The 15,579-nt window shown below is 36.8% G+C and carries 17 protein-coding genes and 1 riboswitch; of the genes, 9 read left to right on the plus strand and 8 right to left on the minus strand.

Annotated elements, in window-relative coordinates; genetic code table 11:
- The first annotated feature begins 121 nt into the window (after window positions 1-121).
- A complete protein-coding gene (locus tag ABN099_RS09830; RefSeq protein WP_349463540.1) occupies window positions 122-1,072 on the plus strand; it encodes a DUF1266 domain-containing protein in 951 nt (316 codons plus the stop codon).
- A gap of 195 nt (window positions 1,073-1,267) precedes the next feature.
- Here ABN099_RS09830 and yvcK read toward each other — a convergent pair whose 3' ends face one another.
- Window positions 1,268-2,206, minus strand: coding sequence for a uridine diphosphate-N-acetylglucosamine-binding protein YvcK (gene yvcK, locus ABN099_RS09835; RefSeq protein ID WP_349463542.1), 939 nt, complete (start codon window positions 2,204-2,206; stop codon window positions 1,268-1,270).
- A gap of 279 nt (window positions 2,207-2,485) precedes the next feature.
- Window positions 2,486-2,632: riboswitch (molybdenum cofactor riboswitch) on the plus strand.
- Here yvcK and moaA point away from each other — a divergent pair.
- The 5 genes from moaA to ABN099_RS09860 all read left to right on the plus strand — a co-directional run bounded on the left by moaA (window position 2,622) and on the right by ABN099_RS09860 (window position 5,733).
- Window positions 2,622-3,602 (plus strand): GTP 3',8-cyclase MoaA, encoded by a 981-nt coding sequence (moaA, locus tag ABN099_RS09840; protein WP_349463543.1) that lies wholly within the window; start codon window positions 2,622-2,624, stop codon window positions 3,600-3,602. Its footprint overlaps the riboswitch before it by 11 nt.
- A 41-nt stretch (window positions 3,603-3,643) precedes the next feature.
- Window positions 3,644-4,123: a cyclic pyranopterin monophosphate synthase MoaC gene (gene moaC, locus ABN099_RS09845; protein WP_349463544.1), complete on the plus strand. Its 480-nt coding sequence runs from the start codon at window positions 3,644-3,646 to the stop codon at window positions 4,121-4,123.
- Window positions 4,120-4,365, plus strand: a complete 246-nt coding sequence (gene moaD, locus ABN099_RS09850) for a molybdopterin synthase sulfur carrier subunit (RefSeq protein WP_349463545.1) — start codon at window positions 4,120-4,122, stop codon at window positions 4,363-4,365. The genes moaC and moaD overlap by 4 nt, the downstream gene beginning before the upstream one ends.
- Window position 4,366: 1 nt before the next feature.
- Window positions 4,367-4,828, plus strand: coding sequence for a molybdopterin synthase catalytic subunit MoaE (gene moaE, locus ABN099_RS09855; RefSeq protein WP_349463546.1), 462 nt, complete (start codon window positions 4,367-4,369; stop codon window positions 4,826-4,828).
- Between the two features lie 194 nt (window positions 4,829-5,022).
- Complete coding sequence (locus tag ABN099_RS09860; protein WP_349463547.1) at window positions 5,023-5,733, plus strand: Bax inhibitor-1/YccA family protein; 711 nt, start codon at window positions 5,023-5,025, stop codon at window positions 5,731-5,733.
- Window positions 5,734-5,831: 98 nt separating this feature from the next.
- Here ABN099_RS09860 and ABN099_RS09865 read toward each other — a convergent pair whose 3' ends face one another.
- The gene (locus ABN099_RS09865; protein WP_349463549.1) at window positions 5,832-6,485 is read right to left on the minus strand and encodes a helix-turn-helix transcriptional regulator; all 654 of its coding nucleotides are present in this window, start codon (window positions 6,483-6,485) and stop codon (window positions 5,832-5,834) included.
- A 193-nt stretch (window positions 6,486-6,678) separates the two neighbouring features.
- Between ABN099_RS09865 and ABN099_RS09870 the strand changes: the two genes are divergently transcribed.
- From ABN099_RS09870 to ABN099_RS09880, 3 genes are read left to right on the plus strand one after another with little or no spacing between them, the layout of a single operon-like run.
- Window positions 6,679-7,053, plus strand: a complete 375-nt coding sequence (locus tag ABN099_RS09870; protein ID WP_349463550.1) for a RidA family protein — start codon at window positions 6,679-6,681, stop codon at window positions 7,051-7,053.
- A gap of 11 nt (window positions 7,054-7,064) precedes the next feature.
- Window positions 7,065-8,303 carry an MFS transporter gene (locus ABN099_RS09875; RefSeq protein ID WP_349463552.1) on the plus strand — a complete coding sequence of 413 codons (1,239 nt, stop codon included), beginning with the start codon at window positions 7,065-7,067 and terminating at the stop codon, window positions 8,301-8,303.
- Between the two features lie 50 nt (window positions 8,304-8,353).
- On the plus strand, window positions 8,354-9,328 hold the full coding sequence (locus tag ABN099_RS09880) for a sugar phosphate isomerase/epimerase family protein (RefSeq protein WP_349463554.1): 975 nt from the start codon (window positions 8,354-8,356) through the stop codon (window positions 9,326-9,328).
- Between the two features lie 181 nt (window positions 9,329-9,509).
- On the opposite strand, the gene ABN099_RS09885 is transcribed toward ABN099_RS09880, so the two are convergent.
- The 6 genes from ABN099_RS09885 to ABN099_RS09910 form a co-directional block, all read right to left on the minus strand.
- Complete coding sequence (locus ABN099_RS09885; protein WP_349463555.1) at window positions 9,510-9,950, minus strand: glyoxalase; 441 nt, start codon at window positions 9,948-9,950, stop codon at window positions 9,510-9,512.
- Between the two features lie 10 nt (window positions 9,951-9,960).
- The gene (locus ABN099_RS09890) at window positions 9,961-10,281 is read right to left on the minus strand and encodes a hypothetical protein (protein ID WP_349463556.1); all 321 of its coding nucleotides are present in this window, start codon (window positions 10,279-10,281) and stop codon (window positions 9,961-9,963) included.
- Complete coding sequence (locus ABN099_RS09895; protein WP_349463558.1) at window positions 10,268-11,470, minus strand: AAA family ATPase; 1,203 nt, start codon at window positions 11,468-11,470, stop codon at window positions 10,268-10,270. Before ABN099_RS09895 ends, ABN099_RS09890 begins: the two co-directional genes overlap by 14 nt.
- Window positions 11,471-11,535: 65 nt before the next feature.
- Window positions 11,536-12,645, minus strand: coding sequence for an ABC transporter permease (locus ABN099_RS09900; protein WP_349463559.1), 1,110 nt, complete (start codon window positions 12,643-12,645; stop codon window positions 11,536-11,538).
- Window positions 12,646-12,657: 12 nt separating this feature from the next.
- Window positions 12,658-13,809, minus strand: coding sequence for an ABC transporter permease (locus ABN099_RS09905; RefSeq protein WP_349463561.1), 1,152 nt, complete (start codon window positions 13,807-13,809; stop codon window positions 12,658-12,660).
- A complete protein-coding gene (locus ABN099_RS09910; protein ID WP_349463562.1) occupies window positions 13,802-15,571 on the minus strand; it encodes an ATP-binding cassette domain-containing protein in 1,770 nt (589 codons plus the stop codon). The genes ABN099_RS09905 and ABN099_RS09910 overlap by 8 nt, the downstream gene beginning before the upstream one ends.
- Between the last annotated feature and the right edge of the window lie 8 nt (window positions 15,572-15,579).

The raw sequence follows: 15,579 nt of genomic DNA on the forward strand, positions 1-15,579 counted from the left end.
TTTCTCTATTATCTTCGACTTTTTATCCAATAGTTATTCCCTTAACGTACTTGTGCTGTTTAAATACCCCAAGCAAAGCGTCAATTATTTATAAAGATAAAAAAGACATTAAGGACAGTGAATGAGTGGTTATGTTTTTGCAGGGTTTTCAAGCTCTGTAGGTGTGATTATTGGTGTTTTTTTCCTTGTTCTGATTTTTAAGTGGTTACGTAAATTCACAGCTCAAGATCATAATTTATCAAAACCACCAAAAGGGCAGGAGCCAACCCCTGTGATAAAAGAAAATAGTCAGCCTTCTATGCTATTACCTAATGAGTGGGGATTATATGTTGGGCTGCCTTACGCTGTAATGAATGAGTGGGCATATAATGATTACCAAAAAGGTGAAAGTGATGGTGGATTATCTGCAGGTTGGGGAATTAACGACCGCTGGGATTTAATTTACCAACTCTTTTGGCTATTAACACAAGGTCATACCAACGATTTTTATCAACTACGTGATCAAATTGTCGATGCTAAAGACGGTGATATTCAGTCAATGAAAAATGATATTTTATTATCTGAATTAACTGAAAATGATAAAAATGAACGTCTTTGGCAAATTGATATGATGAGCACCAACAGAATGAATATTCTAAATGGCAAATATTTAATTTGGGATTTTTGCCGTTTTAGTAAGCTCTGTTTAGAAGGTTGTAAGCAAGGTTATATTACTCAGCAAGAAGCGCAAACATGGTCATTAATGAGTGCATCAATGTTACGCCGTGTTTATGATAGTTGGGAAGATATGTGGAAAAACTTTATTGCTACTCGTTGGTTATGGGCAAGTGGTGATCAGGATTGGGTCTCTTCTCATCAAGCCTTTTCAGATGCGATTCAAAATATCATTGATGCAGAAGATACCTTAGCAACCGAAGAAAACTGGCTAATGGACTTACCTCCGCTTGATTTAATCTCTTTTACTCGTACTGTTGCTGGATTAGGATTTATGAAAGAAGATCAACCGATGACGTTCGATGAAATCGAAGAAGTAATCAGCCAGCGTATTACGTTGAAAAAGCTTAACAGCTAGTACATTGAAAGTGATTCAAGTTTATTTGTGTATAAACGGCTTGTATATAAAATAAAAGATCAGTTGATATCACAAACACAAAAAAACCGCGCCTTTAAGATAACCTTATCAGGTGCGGTTTTTTATTAAAATTTAGAAATAAATACAATACGTTATTTCACTACAGGGTTCGTTATTTTGTGTAATGCCAGTCGATTACGGTGTGGTATTACTTAACGCGTTACGTTGACCTAATTGCTGTAATGTTAACTCAATCGCTTTACTTAAAAGGTGGCGATCATGGCGATAAGGGACATCTTTTGCCTCTAATTGCGCCTGTACTATCAATCGACCTTTCATCGACTCATATTGTGTTTCAGGGCTAAGGATCACCGCATCGACTGTTTGCGAACCAATATAGTTTTCCATCATGGCGATTTTATCTGACATCGTCATACTTGCCGCTGCTGGGCTAAGCTCTTTCCCTAAGTTACCAATATAAATGGTCGTTGCACTACTACGTCTTAATGCTTGAGCAAGTTCGGGCAATAATAGTAATGGCATTAAGCTAGTAAAAAAGCTACCAGGACCAATTAAAATTAAATCAGCTTGTTCTATCGCTTCTATCGCTTCTCGTGTTGCTGGGACTTTAGGATAAAGGTCTAGTCTTTTAGGAATAACAGGTAAGCTATCAACATTAACTTCACCATAAATCTCACGATCTTCATCGTCGATAGCCATTAAATCAACGGCTTGTTCTGACATCGGAATTAAATGGGCATTAACTCTTAATAGACCTCGAATAAGGTTGATTGCTTCAAGAGGACGAACACTTAAGTTATCCAGTGCTTTAAGCATAAGGTTACCTAAGTTATGTCCAGCAAGTTCACCCGTTCCTGAAAAACGATATTCAAACATCGCAGAAGCCACAGAAGGCTCTGTAATTAATTGATTAATGCAATTACGCATATCTCCCCAAGCAATACCGCCTTCTTCTTGGCGAATACGACCTGTAGAGCCACCATTATCTGTTGTGGTTACGATACCGGTAAGGCGAGAGCCTAAATAGGAAAGTGCAGAAAGCACGCGCCCAAGACCATGACCACCACCAAGGGCAACAACACGATCTAAATCACTTAGTGTGCGATTTCGCATATTTGTCCTGTTTAATTTTAAAAATTTGCGGCTAATTTATCACAATTAATTTTTAAGCCTATGATCACGGCGTGATTTCGTCACATTCCTAGTTTTAATTTACTATTAACAGCCTATTATTTAACCAATGAAAGTGGTTTTACTTATGTTATTAAAGGCACTAAAGTGTTGTAAGTCGTTGTATTATAAATTATATAGCGAAAACAAAGTTCGCTTTTTGTAAAATTAGAAGGTAGAATCCACACTAATTATATAGGTATAAGAAACCTGTCAAAAACAGGTAAAGATTAACTCCTAGCCTTAGCATCTAAGTCGAAAACTTTTTCTAAACGATATGATGTTCTGGCCGTGGCTAAAAGCCACCAGGGTGCAAGGTAGAAATGCCAGCATCTCCCGAATTTGGAAAGGTGTTATTATGCAACAACTCGTTGATGCGTTTTCCCGTAAGTTTTTTTATCTACGTCTTTCTATTACAGACGTATGTAATTTCCGCTGCACTTATTGCTTACCTAATGGCTATAAACCTAATGGTCATAAGTCATTTCTCTCTTTAGATGAAATTCGCAGACTCACACAATCTTTCGCCGCCCTTGGTACAGAAAAGATCCGCTTAACTGGCGGTGAACCAACAATGCGTCGTGATTTTACTGATATTATTGCGACTATCAACGAAGAACCGTCAATTAAAAAAATTGCAGTTACCACCAATGGCTATCGTTTAGCGCGTGATGTCGCTCAATGGCGTGATGCTGGTTTAAGTGCAATTAATGTCAGTGTTGATAGTTTAGATCCTCGACAATTCCATGCTATTACCGGGCAAGATAAATTCTCTTTAGTAATGGATGGTATTGATGCTGCATTTACTGCTGGTTTTGAAAAAGTAAAAGTAAACGTTGTGCTAATGCGTAACGTGAATGATAAAAACCTGCCAGATTTTCTTCATTGGATCAAAGACCGACCAATTCAGTTGCGTTTTATTGAGTTAATGGAAACGGGAGATGGCAGCGATATTTTCAACCGATTTCATTTATCTGGCGAAGTTATTCGTCAACGCTTGCTGAATGAAGGTTGGATACAAATTCCTCGCGCTCGTAGTGACGGGCCTGCTCAAGTATTTACTCATCCTGATTACCAAGGTGAAATTGGTCTTATCATGCCTTATGAAAAAGACTTTTGCCTCACCTGTAACCGTTTACGCGTTTCCGCTATTGGTAATCTCCATCTTTGTTTATTTGGCGAAAATGGTATTCCATTGCGTGATTTACTGGCTGATGATTATCAGCAAGAAGCTTTACAGCAACGCATTCAGGGTGGTCTTCTTCATAAACGAGAAACGCATTTTCTTCATCAGGGCGATAGCGGTATTACACCGAACTTGTCCGTTATCGGTGGATAATTTTTCTCGCTCTGTAATTTCGTTAATTTCAGGAGTTGTGCATGTCTCAACTAACTCATATTAATGCCGCTGGTGAAGCTCACATGGTGGACGTTAGCGCTAAAGCTGAAACTGTACGTGAAGCACGTGCTGAAGCTTTTGTTGAAATGTCGGCAGAAACATTAGCGATGATAACGCAAGGTAAACACCATAAAGGTGATGTTTTCGCAACGGCGCGCATTGCAGGTATTCAAGCAGCAAAAAGAACATGGGAACTCATTCCTTTATGTCATCCTCTGTTATTAACTAAAGTGGAAGTTCGCTTAGAAGCACTTAGCGACTCTAATCGTGTACGTATTGAATCAGTTTGCCGCTTAACAGGAAAAACGGGTGTTGAAATGGAAGCGTTAACAGCAGCTTCTGTTGCAGCATTAACCATTTACGATATGTGCAAAGCAGTGCAAAAAGATATGGTTATCGGTCCTGTACGTTTATTAGAGAAAACAGGTGGCAAATCGGGTCACTTTAAGGTGGAAGCATGATTAAAGTTCTCTTTTTTGCTCAAGTCCGTGAGCTAGTCGGTGTTGATTCACTAGAACTTGCTTGTGAATATCAAACAGTAAACGATTTGCGAAATGCGTTAATTGCTAAAGGTGAACGCTGGTCACTTGCGCTTGAAGATGGCAAATTACTTTCAGCAGTAAACCAATCTTTTGTACAAGGTGATCATGCCCTTTCTGATGGTGATGAAATTGCATTTTTTCCACCAGTAACTGGAGGATAATATGAGCGCCTTAACGCATATTTCTGTTCAAACTGAAAATTTTAGTGTTGGCGAGCAATATCAATGGTTATCTGAATGCGAAAGTGATGGTGCGGTTGTCACTTTTACTGGCAAAGTGCGTAATCATAATTTAGGTGATGTCGTAAGTGCACTGACATTAGAGCACTATCCCGGTATGACTGAAAAAGCCCTTAATGACATTGTGAGCGAAGCGCGTTCCCGCTGGCATTTACAGCGAGTGAGTGTAATCCACCGAGTCGGTCGATTAAATATTGGTGAAGAGATTGTCTTTGTCGGTGTAACAAGTGCTCATCGCAATAGTGCTTTTGAATCTGCCGAGTTTATTATGGACTTTTTAAAAACGCGTGCCCCATTTTGGAAAAAAGAGGGATTATCTGAAGATAATGAGCGTTGGGTAGATGCTCGCCAAAGCGATCATGACTCAGCAGAACGTTGGGAATAAATCTTTTTATTTAATTGATGCCTACATTACTTTACCTAAATTTATTTTCTGGTGACATTTCATACAGTTTATTTCGTGGAAATGTAAAATCAGTGTGATAAAATTAAATTCTAATGAGCTAATTGCTAGCTCTTTACTGAAATAAACGTTATTACTAAACCTAACGTTATTACTATGATTAAAAGGTAATCATCATGGATCGATTTTCACGTTCAAATGATTCAATAGTTCAGCGCACGGGTTCTGGCGTACAAACCTTTATGGCTCAGGTTTATGGCTGGATGACAGTAGGGCTGTTACTGACTGCGTTTGTTGCACTTTATGTCGCATCAAGCGAAACGCTACTTTCAATGATTTTTTCTAGCAATATCGTCTTTTTTGGACTTATTATTGCTCAATTAGGCTTAGTTTTCGTGTTATCAGGCATGGTTCATAAAATGAGTGGTGCAGTTGCTACAACTCTATTTATGCTCTATTCCGCGTTAACCGGTGTCACTATCTCTAGTGTATTAATCGTTTACACAGCATCTTCTGTTGCGAGTACTTTCTTTATTTGTGCAGCGATGTTTGGTGCGCTAAGCGTTTACGGTTACACCACTAAGCGTAGCTTAACAGGTATGGGTAGCTTCTTGTTTATGGGGCTTATCGGTATTTTGTTAGCATCATTAGTTAACTTCTGGCTGAAAAGCCCAATGATGCATATGATTATCTCTTATGCGGGTGTGCTGATTTTCGCAGGCTTAACGGCTTACGATACTCAGAAGTTAAAAGATATGGGTAGCGAAATTAACCAAGAAGATAAAGAAAATATGCGTCGTTACTCAATTATGGGTGCTTTAACGCTGTATCTTGACTTTATCAACCTGTTCTTAATGTTACTGCGTATTTTAGGTGATCGTCGTTAATTTCGATAGTATTCACCAAGAAAGCTGATTTAGCTTTCAGCGATAAAAAATCCCATAACTAAATAAGTTGTGGGATTTTTTTTATTTGAACAAAACGATTATTCTTGTGAATTTATTTTTCTGATATGTTTATAAATAGTCGCAGAGCTTATGCCTAATTCTGTGGACACAATTTTATGCGCTGCTGAAAATTCAAACATACCACAATCGTGTAATTCTTTGATTATTTCGAAATTTTTATTTTTACTTGGTATGTTTTTATTCGAATAAACTGTATTTTTAATTGGTTCTAAGTGATCCAATATTAATTTATTCACATCTTGTGAGAAGTTTTCGTTTTTTGAATTGTTATTTGCATTAATTAATTCAACCATCGCATTTAAAGGCATATCTAACGCCAAATTCATACACACCATACCAATAGGCTGATCGTTTAAATTGACAATTAATGTTGATGATGAACGAAAAGGACGAATATTTTTCATATTAAAATAGACCTCCCAAGATGAGTGTTTCTTTCTAAAACCTGCTAATTTTTCCAGCGCAATGTTTGTAACTGGCGCGCCAATCGTCCTACCTGTGATATGTCCATTTGCAATATGAATAACAGAGCTATGTAAATCTTCAAAACTGTGTAAGACAACTTCACAATAAGGCCCAAAAAATTCCCCTAAAGAATCAATCATTGGGATATAAGAACGAAGAAGTTTGCGATCATCTTCTGTAAATACATGATTTATATTCATATCCATATTAAGTCACCAACTTAAAAATTTGTTCAATTCTATTAAAGATAGTGAATTTATTCAAGACTAAGACCATAAAATAGATACTTAGTAAAATATTTTTTTACTTAATCAAAAAATTGACGCCAATCACGGTTGCTATTTTTTGTCTGTGTTTAAATGTGTCCACACTGAAACATTAACAACAGAAGGTTTTAAAATGATTGTCTCAACAGAAAATGCACCAAAAGCGATAGGTCCTTATTCACAAGCAAGAAAAGTAGGTTCAACACTCTACATTTCAGGCTGTTGTCCTTTCCATCATCAAGATGGCTCTGTTGTGGGTGAAGACATTATTGAACAAGCTCATCAAGTAATGAAAAACCTACAATCTATTGTGATTGCAGCGGGTTATACGATGGACGATGTTGTAAAAACAACCTGTTTTATTAGTGATATGGCAAATTTTGTGCCATTCAACGAAACATATAAATCTTACTTTAATGAAGGAATCTATCCTGCACGTTCTTGTGTAGAGGTTTCTCGATTACCAAAAGATGTATTAATTGAAGTTGAAGCCGTAGTTTCAAAATAAAAGGCAGACTTATGAATAAGTGGATAAAACTCAGCTTTCTAATTTTAGGTGGCGGAACAATTTTTAAATTGTCTAGTATGAAAGACGTTTTTTATGTTCCAATGCAACAAGATTGGGGGTTGACGAATGCGCAAATTGGTTTAGGTTTTACCGTTTACACAATAGTCCAAACTATTGGCCTTTTTTCATCATTATATATTGCGGATAGATTTTCTAAAAAGATCCTATTACCCGTAGGTCTGATAGGTGTTGGATTATGTGGAGCATATTTATCCACGCTTCCTTCTTTTACTGGTTATTTAATTAGCTTTGCAGTAATGGCACTATTTGCTGATGTTATATATTGGCCTGTATTACTAAAAGCGGTTAGATTACTTGGCAATAAAGAAGAACAAGGGCGTCTATTTGGCTTTTTAGAAGCTGGACGTGGTATTGTTGATGTTATTATTGCATCAGGTGCTCTTTATGTTTTCGTCTTATTTGGCGAAGGTAAAGAGGGGATGCAAGCCGGGCTGACATTCTACACAGTAGTGACAATAATAATAGGTATCATTACTTATTTTATTGTTGATGACGATAAAACCATTGCTAGTAATACTGGTGATGCAAATAAAAAAGTATTTGAAGGCATTAAGAGTGTTATTAAATGCCCTAATTTATGGCTAGCTTCAATGACCATATTCTTTATTTACTCGGCATATTGTGGTTTGACTTACTTTATTCCATTCCTTAAAGATATTTATGCACTTCCTATTGCTTTAGTTGGCGCCTATGGAATTATTAACCAATATGCATTAAAAATGGTTGGTGGTCCAATTGGTGGCTTTTTATCTGATAAAGTATTTAAATCACCGACTAAATTCTTACAATTCACATCGTTGTTAGCGGCTGCGGCAATGGCTATGTTCATGCTGTTACCACATGAAACAATGAATGTTTATTTAGGCATGACAGCAACATTAGGATTTGGTGCAATAATATTCTCACAACGCGCTATTTTCTTTGCACCAATGGAAGAAATTGGTACTAAACGTGAATATGCCGGTTCTGCAATGGCATTTGCATGTATTTTAGGTTATATGCCAGCAATGTTTGCTTATGCAGTTTATGGTTCATTCTTAGATAATTATCCTGGAATTAAAGGCTATAACTTTGTTTTTGGCATGATGATTATGTTTAGTTTATTAGCGTATACAACAGCAAAAATATTATCTAAACGTATTAAGCAACGAAATGAAGTTAGTCAATAACAAAAAATAAATAACAAATAATTAAAGTAAAAATATTTGAGGTAAATACCATGACACCGATTGAAGCAAAAAAAATTATTGAAAGAGTAGACTCCATACCTTTATATTTACATGCATATGCCTTTCATTTAAATATGAGAAAAGAACGTGTTCTACCCAATGATTTATTGGAAATAGCAAAACAAAAATCGCTTACAGGTGTAAAGATCCATGTTGAAGATGGTGAAACTCAATCACTGTGTAAAATGAATGATGAACAATTAAACGCTTTTGGTGAAAAGGCTAAAGAATATGGATTAGATCTTAAAATCGAAACCAGTTCTTCTGCGGCAGAAGCAATAGATAAAGCGGTAGATATTGCATTAAAAACAGCAGCCAGTTCAATTCGCTTTTATCCACGATATGAAGGGCATTTACAAGATGTGTTAGAAAAAGTGAGCTCAGATATCCAATATATTAAAAACCAATATGAAAAAACGGGTTTAAAATTTGTTATTGAGCAACATGAAGATTTAAAAAGTCATGAATTAAATAGCTTGGTTGAAAACGCTAATTTTGCTAATTTTTCATTACTATTTGATTTTGGCAATATGTTTAATGCTAATGAACTTCCACTTGAAGCATTTGAGAATATGAAAAACAATATTACTCAAGTGCATATGAAAGATGCGGTAAAAGTTCCAGAAGGCAAAGGATTTGGTCATAGAGCAAGTCTTTCTGGTGAAGGTGAAGTACCCGTAAAAATATTATTAAAACAACTTATTTGTTTAGGTGACGATAAACCTCAGGTTGAATCTTTTGGTTTAGAAGAAGAGGTTGATTATTACGCACCGGCTTTTCGTTTTGATGATGAAGGTGATAACCCCTGGATCCCTTATCGTGGTGCAAGTGAAACACCAATGCCAGTAGAAGGATTAGATGCTCGTTTAGAAAAAGAGATGAATGATGCAATGAATCAAATTAGTTTTATAAGAAAGCTCGCTCTCGAATTAAAAGAAGAAGCAAAATCAGTATTATATGAATAATAGTAATGCATAAATATTAAATAGATAGGTGTTTTGTTATAAGGAATTAATTAAATATCTAATCGATTTTAATATATTGAAAGTGACTTAACTGGTATGAAAATAGCCCACATATAACAATGTGGGCTATTTTTTATTAAATATAAATTATCTTAAATACTTATTATGGCTCTAATTAGGATTAATTATCCCGTAGCCACGGTGTAATTGTTAATCCTACCAACATTCCTTCAGGGCTTAATAAACGTGTTACAGTTTGCCCCCAAGGTTCTATACGATTATCTACCAGTAATCGATAACCTTCTTGTTTTAAGGTTTGAGTCGCTGTATTGATATCTTCAACTTCAAACTCAATCCAGCTTTGTGGAATAGGGAGTGTTTTAGGCCAATTGTCTTCACCAAAGCAAGAGATGGCAGCTTGGGCTAAGGGCCATAATGCAAAGTGCTTAACACCGTTTAATTTATCTACAGGTGTTGATAAATAATCACTGTTACCTTCCATTGGTTCTAAAGGAAGTTTAAGAATATCTTTATAAAATTGTTGGCTTTGTACGTTATTAGCGGTAATAGGACCAAAACCTGCAATAAATAGAACTTTAATATTGGATAGGTGAGAGAGCATAATTTTATCCTTACTTATTATGAATTAGCCACTGTTTTAATACGTTGATAATAATTGGTGAAAAGCTTTCTAACTTCTCTTTATCATCAGGTTTTGCAAGTTTATCCATTAAATCATTAAGTAAATCGGCATCATCTAATCCTTCACTAGGATCAATTCCCTCTGATAATAAAATGGAATAAATAATTTTTTTTCGTTTTTCAATTAAAGACTTATTAGATTTTTCACAATCCCCTAAATTCAGGATCCTAATTGTTTCCCTCGCTCGTTCTGTTAATCCTTCAACTTGTCCATTTATCTTAAATTTAAGTTCCGTTTCACATTCGTCCATAAAGTGAAGATACTTCTTCAACGTGTCCTTTCTCAATGGTGTAAACAAGAATATCTTTATGATCACTAATTAATAATGGCGAGTGTGTGGTTAATACAAATTGGCAATTGGGAAAGGTTTTATCTAATAAAGTAATTAAGCGTCTTTGCCATTGTGGATGCAAATGCACATCAGGCTCATCAATTAAAATAATCCCTTTACCTTCAAGTGGGTTATCTAAGGTTGGGTTTAAAAGCGTTAAACGACGAGCGATATCACCAATCATGGCGAGTAATGATTTTTCACCATATGAAAGTTGTTCAATAGAGAAATGAGTGCCGTCTTTTACGACTTTCATAGAGAGATCGGGTGTGCGCTCAATATAGATATTCTCAATAATTGAATTATCATCAGATAAGAAAATTTTAATCGCATCACGTACAGCAGTTAATGCTTTATCTTGTAATTTTTTCTGTTCTGCTAACATACTTTGGTAAATTTCACTGTTTACATCGGTATGTTTTTCCAACAATTTCATAACGCTGGTATGAGGTGCAGTTTCATTTTCTACATCTTCACGGTAACGAAACCAAGCAAAAAAATCAGCGTAATCGGTTTTAGCCTCTAGTGCATCTTTATAAGCTGATAAAATATCAAATTGATTACTATTATTAGGCTGAATTGCACTATTGATAGTGGTGTCATAGGTATGGCGAGTTGCACCATAGTAGGCTGTAATTGGGAAGTTAAGTTCTATTTTTTCTTTTGACATTAAGGCATTGTGATATGGAGCAGAAAATGACTCTATGAAGCTATCTCCTGGGTAAGTAGATAGTTTATTCTCTTTAGTCAGATAACGAGTTGTTGTTAATTCAAAAGATAATGCATCAGAATATAAATTAGAAGAAGAGTAAGATTCTAAACCCGCCACTATTCTATCTTTATCAAAAGAAATTACAGCCACGTCTGAAGAAATATTAATTTTAGATTTATCAATAGAATTGCCTTCACCATTTTTATCTTCTAGCTTTGCCACAAACCAACTTAATCCGGTTGCAATTGCATCTAAAATACTGGTTTTACCTGAAGCATTATTACCAATAAACACGGTAATATTAGCGCTATTCTCATTGCCATTTTTTGTGGCTAATGTGATTTCTGCATCAGTAAAAACACCATAATTTTCAAGTTTTAGTTTGCTGATTTGCATATTGCTTGCCTATTGGTTTTTTCTTTTGTATCAGTCTATTAGAGTTATTTATTAAAGTACGGATTTTAAGCAATCTTCCTTTGGAAAAGATAATATGCGATAGCGCCTGTCACTATAGCAATCACCATTAAAGGCCATAAACTGTGCCATATAACCGTGATATCTGCATTCTTAAGGTAAATTTGTTTAGTGATGTCTGTGAAGTGGCGAATAGGGTTTATCCATGTCGCTTTTTGTAACCACACTGGCATATTTTCTACTGGTGAAATATAGCCTGATAATAATACTGCTGGCATCATAAACACAAAAACACCAATAAATGCCTGCTGTTGTGTAGAGCTTAGTGCCGATATCAATAAGCCAAATCCCACCAGCGAGAGACCATAAATCAACATGGTAAAGTAAAATAGTAATAGCGAGCCTGAGAAGGGAATTTGATAACCCAAAATACCAATAATAAGTACGATAGTACCTTGAATAGCGGCAACCACCATCGCAGGTACGGCTTTACCAATAAAGATTTGCCATGTTGATAACGGTGAAACTAATAACTGATCTAAGGTGCCTTGTTCGCGCTCTCTAGCAACAGAAAGAGAAGTTACAATCATTACACCAATAGTAATAATTAATGCCACTAACGAAGGCACGATAAACCATTTGTAATTAAGATTTGGGTTGTACCAATTGCGCACAACTAATTCGCTCTTATTTAGCAAAGAAGGGTGATTACCCGCAAGTTCAACTTGGTAATTTTGCACAATTTGCTGAATATAATTAGCCGCAATTTGCGCGCTATTAGAGTTACGTCCATCTAGGATTAGTTGTAATTTAACCGGAATACCATTTGCTAAATCAGCACTGAAATTCTGCGGAAACCGGACTAACAATAGCGCCTTACGATTATCTATTGTCTCTTTTATCTCATGTTCATTTTTAAGTAATATAGTTTGAGAAAACGCACTCGCTTTAGCAATTCTTTGCGTTAGTTCGATGGATTGCTTTCCATTATCTTCATTGAAAATAGCGACTGATGCATTGGTAACATCAAGTGTTGCAGCGAAAGGAAATAACACCATTTGAAAGATAACTGGCATGATTAAAATCGCGCGAGTTTGAGGCTCTTGTAATAGTGATTGCAGCTCTTTCATTATTAAAGTGAGCAGTCGATAAAACATAAGTGTGCTCCTTTAATCTAAACGACGTCGGGTTGCCCACGCCGTTAAGCCAATAAAAAAGATTGCCGATACAATTAGCAGCCACATATCTAACATTAAAATCAGTGGTATATCACCTGCAAGAAATAGCGTTTGTAAACTACTAACAAAATAACGCGCCGGAATAAAATAAGTCACCACTTGAATAAAAAATGGCATGCTATCAATTTCAAAAACGAATCCTGATAACATGATGGCTGGTAAGAATGCCGCATTAAGAGAAATCATTGCCGCATTAAATTGGTTGCGTGTAAGCGTTGAAATAAGCAGCCCCATTCCCAATGCAGTAGCCAAAAATAGTGAAGTAATACCAGCTAATATCCACAACGATCCACGATAAGGCACGCCAAGCACAAAGACAGTCACTACCATACAAAGCACCATGACAAAACTGCCTAGTATTTGGTAGGGAATAAGTTTAGAAAGTAAAAGCTCTGTGCGTGTAATTTGGGTTGAGAGCAGCGCTTCCATGGTGCCTCGTTCCCATTCACGTGCAATCACCAACGAAGTTAAAATAGCGCCGACAACGGTAATGATAATCGTCACCGCACCAGGAATAATATAGTGCTGGCTAATGGCGGCAGGGTTAAACCAATAACGTGGCTCAATTTCAATTAGGGGGGTTGTATCAATACCTTTACTGATTGCTTGTTGTTGCAACCAGATTTGCCATACGCCTTTAGTATAAGCTTGCACAAAATTTGCGGTATTAGGTTCACTGCCATCCGTAATGACTTGAATTTGGGCTATGGTGTCTTGTCTTGCTAAACGTTGTGCAAAATCAACAGGAATAACGACAATGCCGCGAATTTGTCCTGCTTGCATTTTATCAATTAATAACTGACGATTATCACTAATAGTGGCATTGATATAAGGAGAGTTAGTAAAAGTAGTAACCAGCTCTTGTGCTGGCTGACTTTGCTGATTTGTTAAAATACCAAGGTTTAGTTTGCTTGAGTCTAAATTAATACCGTAGCCAAAAATAAACAGCAATGTCAGTGGAATAACTATCGCAATCAAAGCACTGCTAGGATCTCGAGTTATCTGTTTCGTCTCTTTTAAGCAAAGTGCATATAAACGACGCCACGAAAAGCGTATAGATGAAGATTGAGACGAATTATGCATGGTTTTCGCTCCCTTTATCGTTTTGATTTTCAAGCTGCTTATCATAATTGAGAACTAATTCAATAAAGGCATCTTCCATTGAAGGCGTTGGGTTCTCTTTGGTCGCAACCATCTGTTTTAAGGCGTCAGGTTCACCCGCGGCAATGATTTTTCCTCGATAGACTAAACCGATGCGATCACAATATTCAGCTTCATCCATAAAATGGGTAGTGACCATAACAGTAACGCCTTTATCTACCATCCCGTTAATATGTAGCCAAAATTCACGGCGCGTTAATGGATCAACGCCAGAGGTGGGTTCATCCAGAAATAGAATATCAGGCTCATGCATTAGCGAACAAGCAAGAGCGAGTCGCTGTTTATAACCCAAAGGTAGCTCATCAGTAATTTGATTTACCATCGGTTGTAAACTAAATGCAGTTATCATGTCATGGATTTTATCGCGTTGCTGTTTGCCATGTAGACCATAAACACCAGAAAAAAACGTTAAGTTCTGACCCACTTTTAAATTGCTATAAAGTGAAAATTTTTGCGCCATATAGCCTAAATGTTGGCGCGCTTTGCCTGAACTTACTTTTAAATCCATACCTAATACCAACGCCTTACCACTGGTTGGTACTAATAAACCACACATCATTTTAAAGGTGGTCGATTTACCTGCGCCATTAGGACCTAATAAACCGAAAATTTCACCACGTTTGACTTGAAAGTTAACATGGTCTGTTGCCGCAAATTGACCAAACATTTTGGTGAGTTGCTGTGCCTCAATCACGGTTTCATCAGGATTTGCTGGAATTTGTGGCATGATTTCTGCCAACTCAGATTTATGAGAAGGCCCACCACCTAATAAATCGATAAAAGCATCTTCAAAACGGGGAGATGCGGGGATGAGTTGAGCATTGGGCATCTGTATCGCATTTAATAGCGCTTGTTGATCACACTCTTTTTTAACGATTAAACGGACAGATTGCCCTTGAATAACGCCATCAGTCACTTGTGGTTGAATAATAGCTTGCTGTAGCACTTTTCTACGTTGGTGACCATCAACACTCAACAAAAATGAGCGACCAGCCATTTTTGCCGTTAAATCTTGAGGTACTCCGCTATAAAGCAGTTGTCCTTTATTTAACAATAAAATATTTTGGCACTGCTCTGCTTCATCAAGATAAGAGGTACTCCATAATATCAACATGCCATCGCTTGCTAAGGCATGAACCATCTGCCACAGTTCTCGGCGTGCAATAGGGTCAACACCAACACCTGGTTCATCAAGTAACAAGACTTTAGGGCTGCCTAATAACGCACAAGCAAGCCCTAATTTTTGCTTCATACCACCAGAAAGATTACCAGCAAGGCGAGAGGTAAAGCGGGTTAAATCAGTAAATGTTAATAGTTGCTGATAAACCTTTTTACGCTCTTCGCCTATCACATTTTTTAAATCGGCATAAAGATTTAAATTTTCTAGCACCGTTAAATCTTCATATAAACCAAACTTTTGTGGCATATAACCTAGAATGGCTCTGATTTCAGTACTCTGCTGTTGTGGATCCATGCCTAAAATACGAATATCACCAGCATCAGGCTTTAATAACCCGGCAAGCATACGTATAAGGGTAGTTTTACCCGCGCCATCAGGACCAACTAAACCTGTTACCGAACCACCCGTGATGGTCGCCTTTAATGAAGAGACTGCCGGATGTTCTAATCCGGCAAAATGTTTCTCAACACCTTGTAGCTCAATCGTGTAATCAGTGTGTTCCATTTTGCTCT

This window comes from Proteus hauseri, assembly GCF_040139125.1.
Taxonomy (GTDB): Bacteria; Pseudomonadota; Gammaproteobacteria; order Enterobacterales; family Enterobacteriaceae; genus Proteus; species Proteus hauseri_B.

Coding starts and splice junctions, on each gene's coding strand:
- ABN099_RS09870 (WP_349463550.1), top strand. CDS start 6,679: ATGATTGTCTCAACAGAAAATGCACCAAAAGCGATAGGTCCTTATTCA.
- ABN099_RS09830 (WP_349463540.1), top strand. CDS start 122: ATGAGTGGTTATGTTTTTGCAGGGTTTTCAAGCTCTGTAGGTGTGATT.
- ABN099_RS09890 (WP_349463556.1), bottom strand. CDS start 10,281: ATGGACGAATGTGAAACGGAACTTAAATTTAAGATAAATGGACAAGTT.
- ABN099_RS09880 (WP_349463554.1), top strand. CDS start 8,354: ATGACACCGATTGAAGCAAAAAAAATTATTGAAAGAGTAGACTCCATA.
- moaE (WP_349463546.1), top strand. CDS start 4,367: ATGAGCGCCTTAACGCATATTTCTGTTCAAACTGAAAATTTTAGTGTT.
- moaC (WP_349463544.1), top strand. CDS start 3,644: ATGTCTCAACTAACTCATATTAATGCCGCTGGTGAAGCTCACATGGTG.
- ABN099_RS09885 (WP_349463555.1), bottom strand. CDS start 9,950: ATGCTCTCTCACCTATCCAATATTAAAGTTCTATTTATTGCAGGTTTT.
- ABN099_RS09910 (WP_349463562.1), bottom strand. CDS start 15,571: ATGGAACACACTGATTACACGATTGAGCTACAAGGTGTTGAGAAACAT.
- ABN099_RS09875 (WP_349463552.1), top strand. CDS start 7,065: ATGAATAAGTGGATAAAACTCAGCTTTCTAATTTTAGGTGGCGGAACA.
- ABN099_RS09895 (WP_349463558.1), bottom strand. CDS start 11,470: ATGCAAATCAGCAAACTAAAACTTGAAAATTATGGTGTTTTTACTGAT.
- ABN099_RS09860 (WP_349463547.1), top strand. CDS start 5,023: ATGGATCGATTTTCACGTTCAAATGATTCAATAGTTCAGCGCACGGGT.
- moaD (WP_349463545.1), top strand. CDS start 4,120: ATGATTAAAGTTCTCTTTTTTGCTCAAGTCCGTGAGCTAGTCGGTGTT.
- moaA (WP_349463543.1), top strand. CDS start 2,622: ATGCAACAACTCGTTGATGCGTTTTCCCGTAAGTTTTTTTATCTACGT.
- yvcK (WP_349463542.1), bottom strand. CDS start 2,206: ATGCGAAATCGCACACTAAGTGATTTAGATCGTGTTGTTGCCCTTGGT.
- ABN099_RS09905 (WP_349463561.1), bottom strand. CDS start 13,809: ATGCATAATTCGTCTCAATCTTCATCTATACGCTTTTCGTGGCGTCGT.
- ABN099_RS09900 (WP_349463559.1), bottom strand. CDS start 12,645: ATGTTTTATCGACTGCTCACTTTAATAATGAAAGAGCTGCAATCACTA.
- ABN099_RS09865 (WP_349463549.1), bottom strand. CDS start 6,485: ATGGATATGAATATAAATCATGTATTTACAGAAGATGATCGCAAACTT.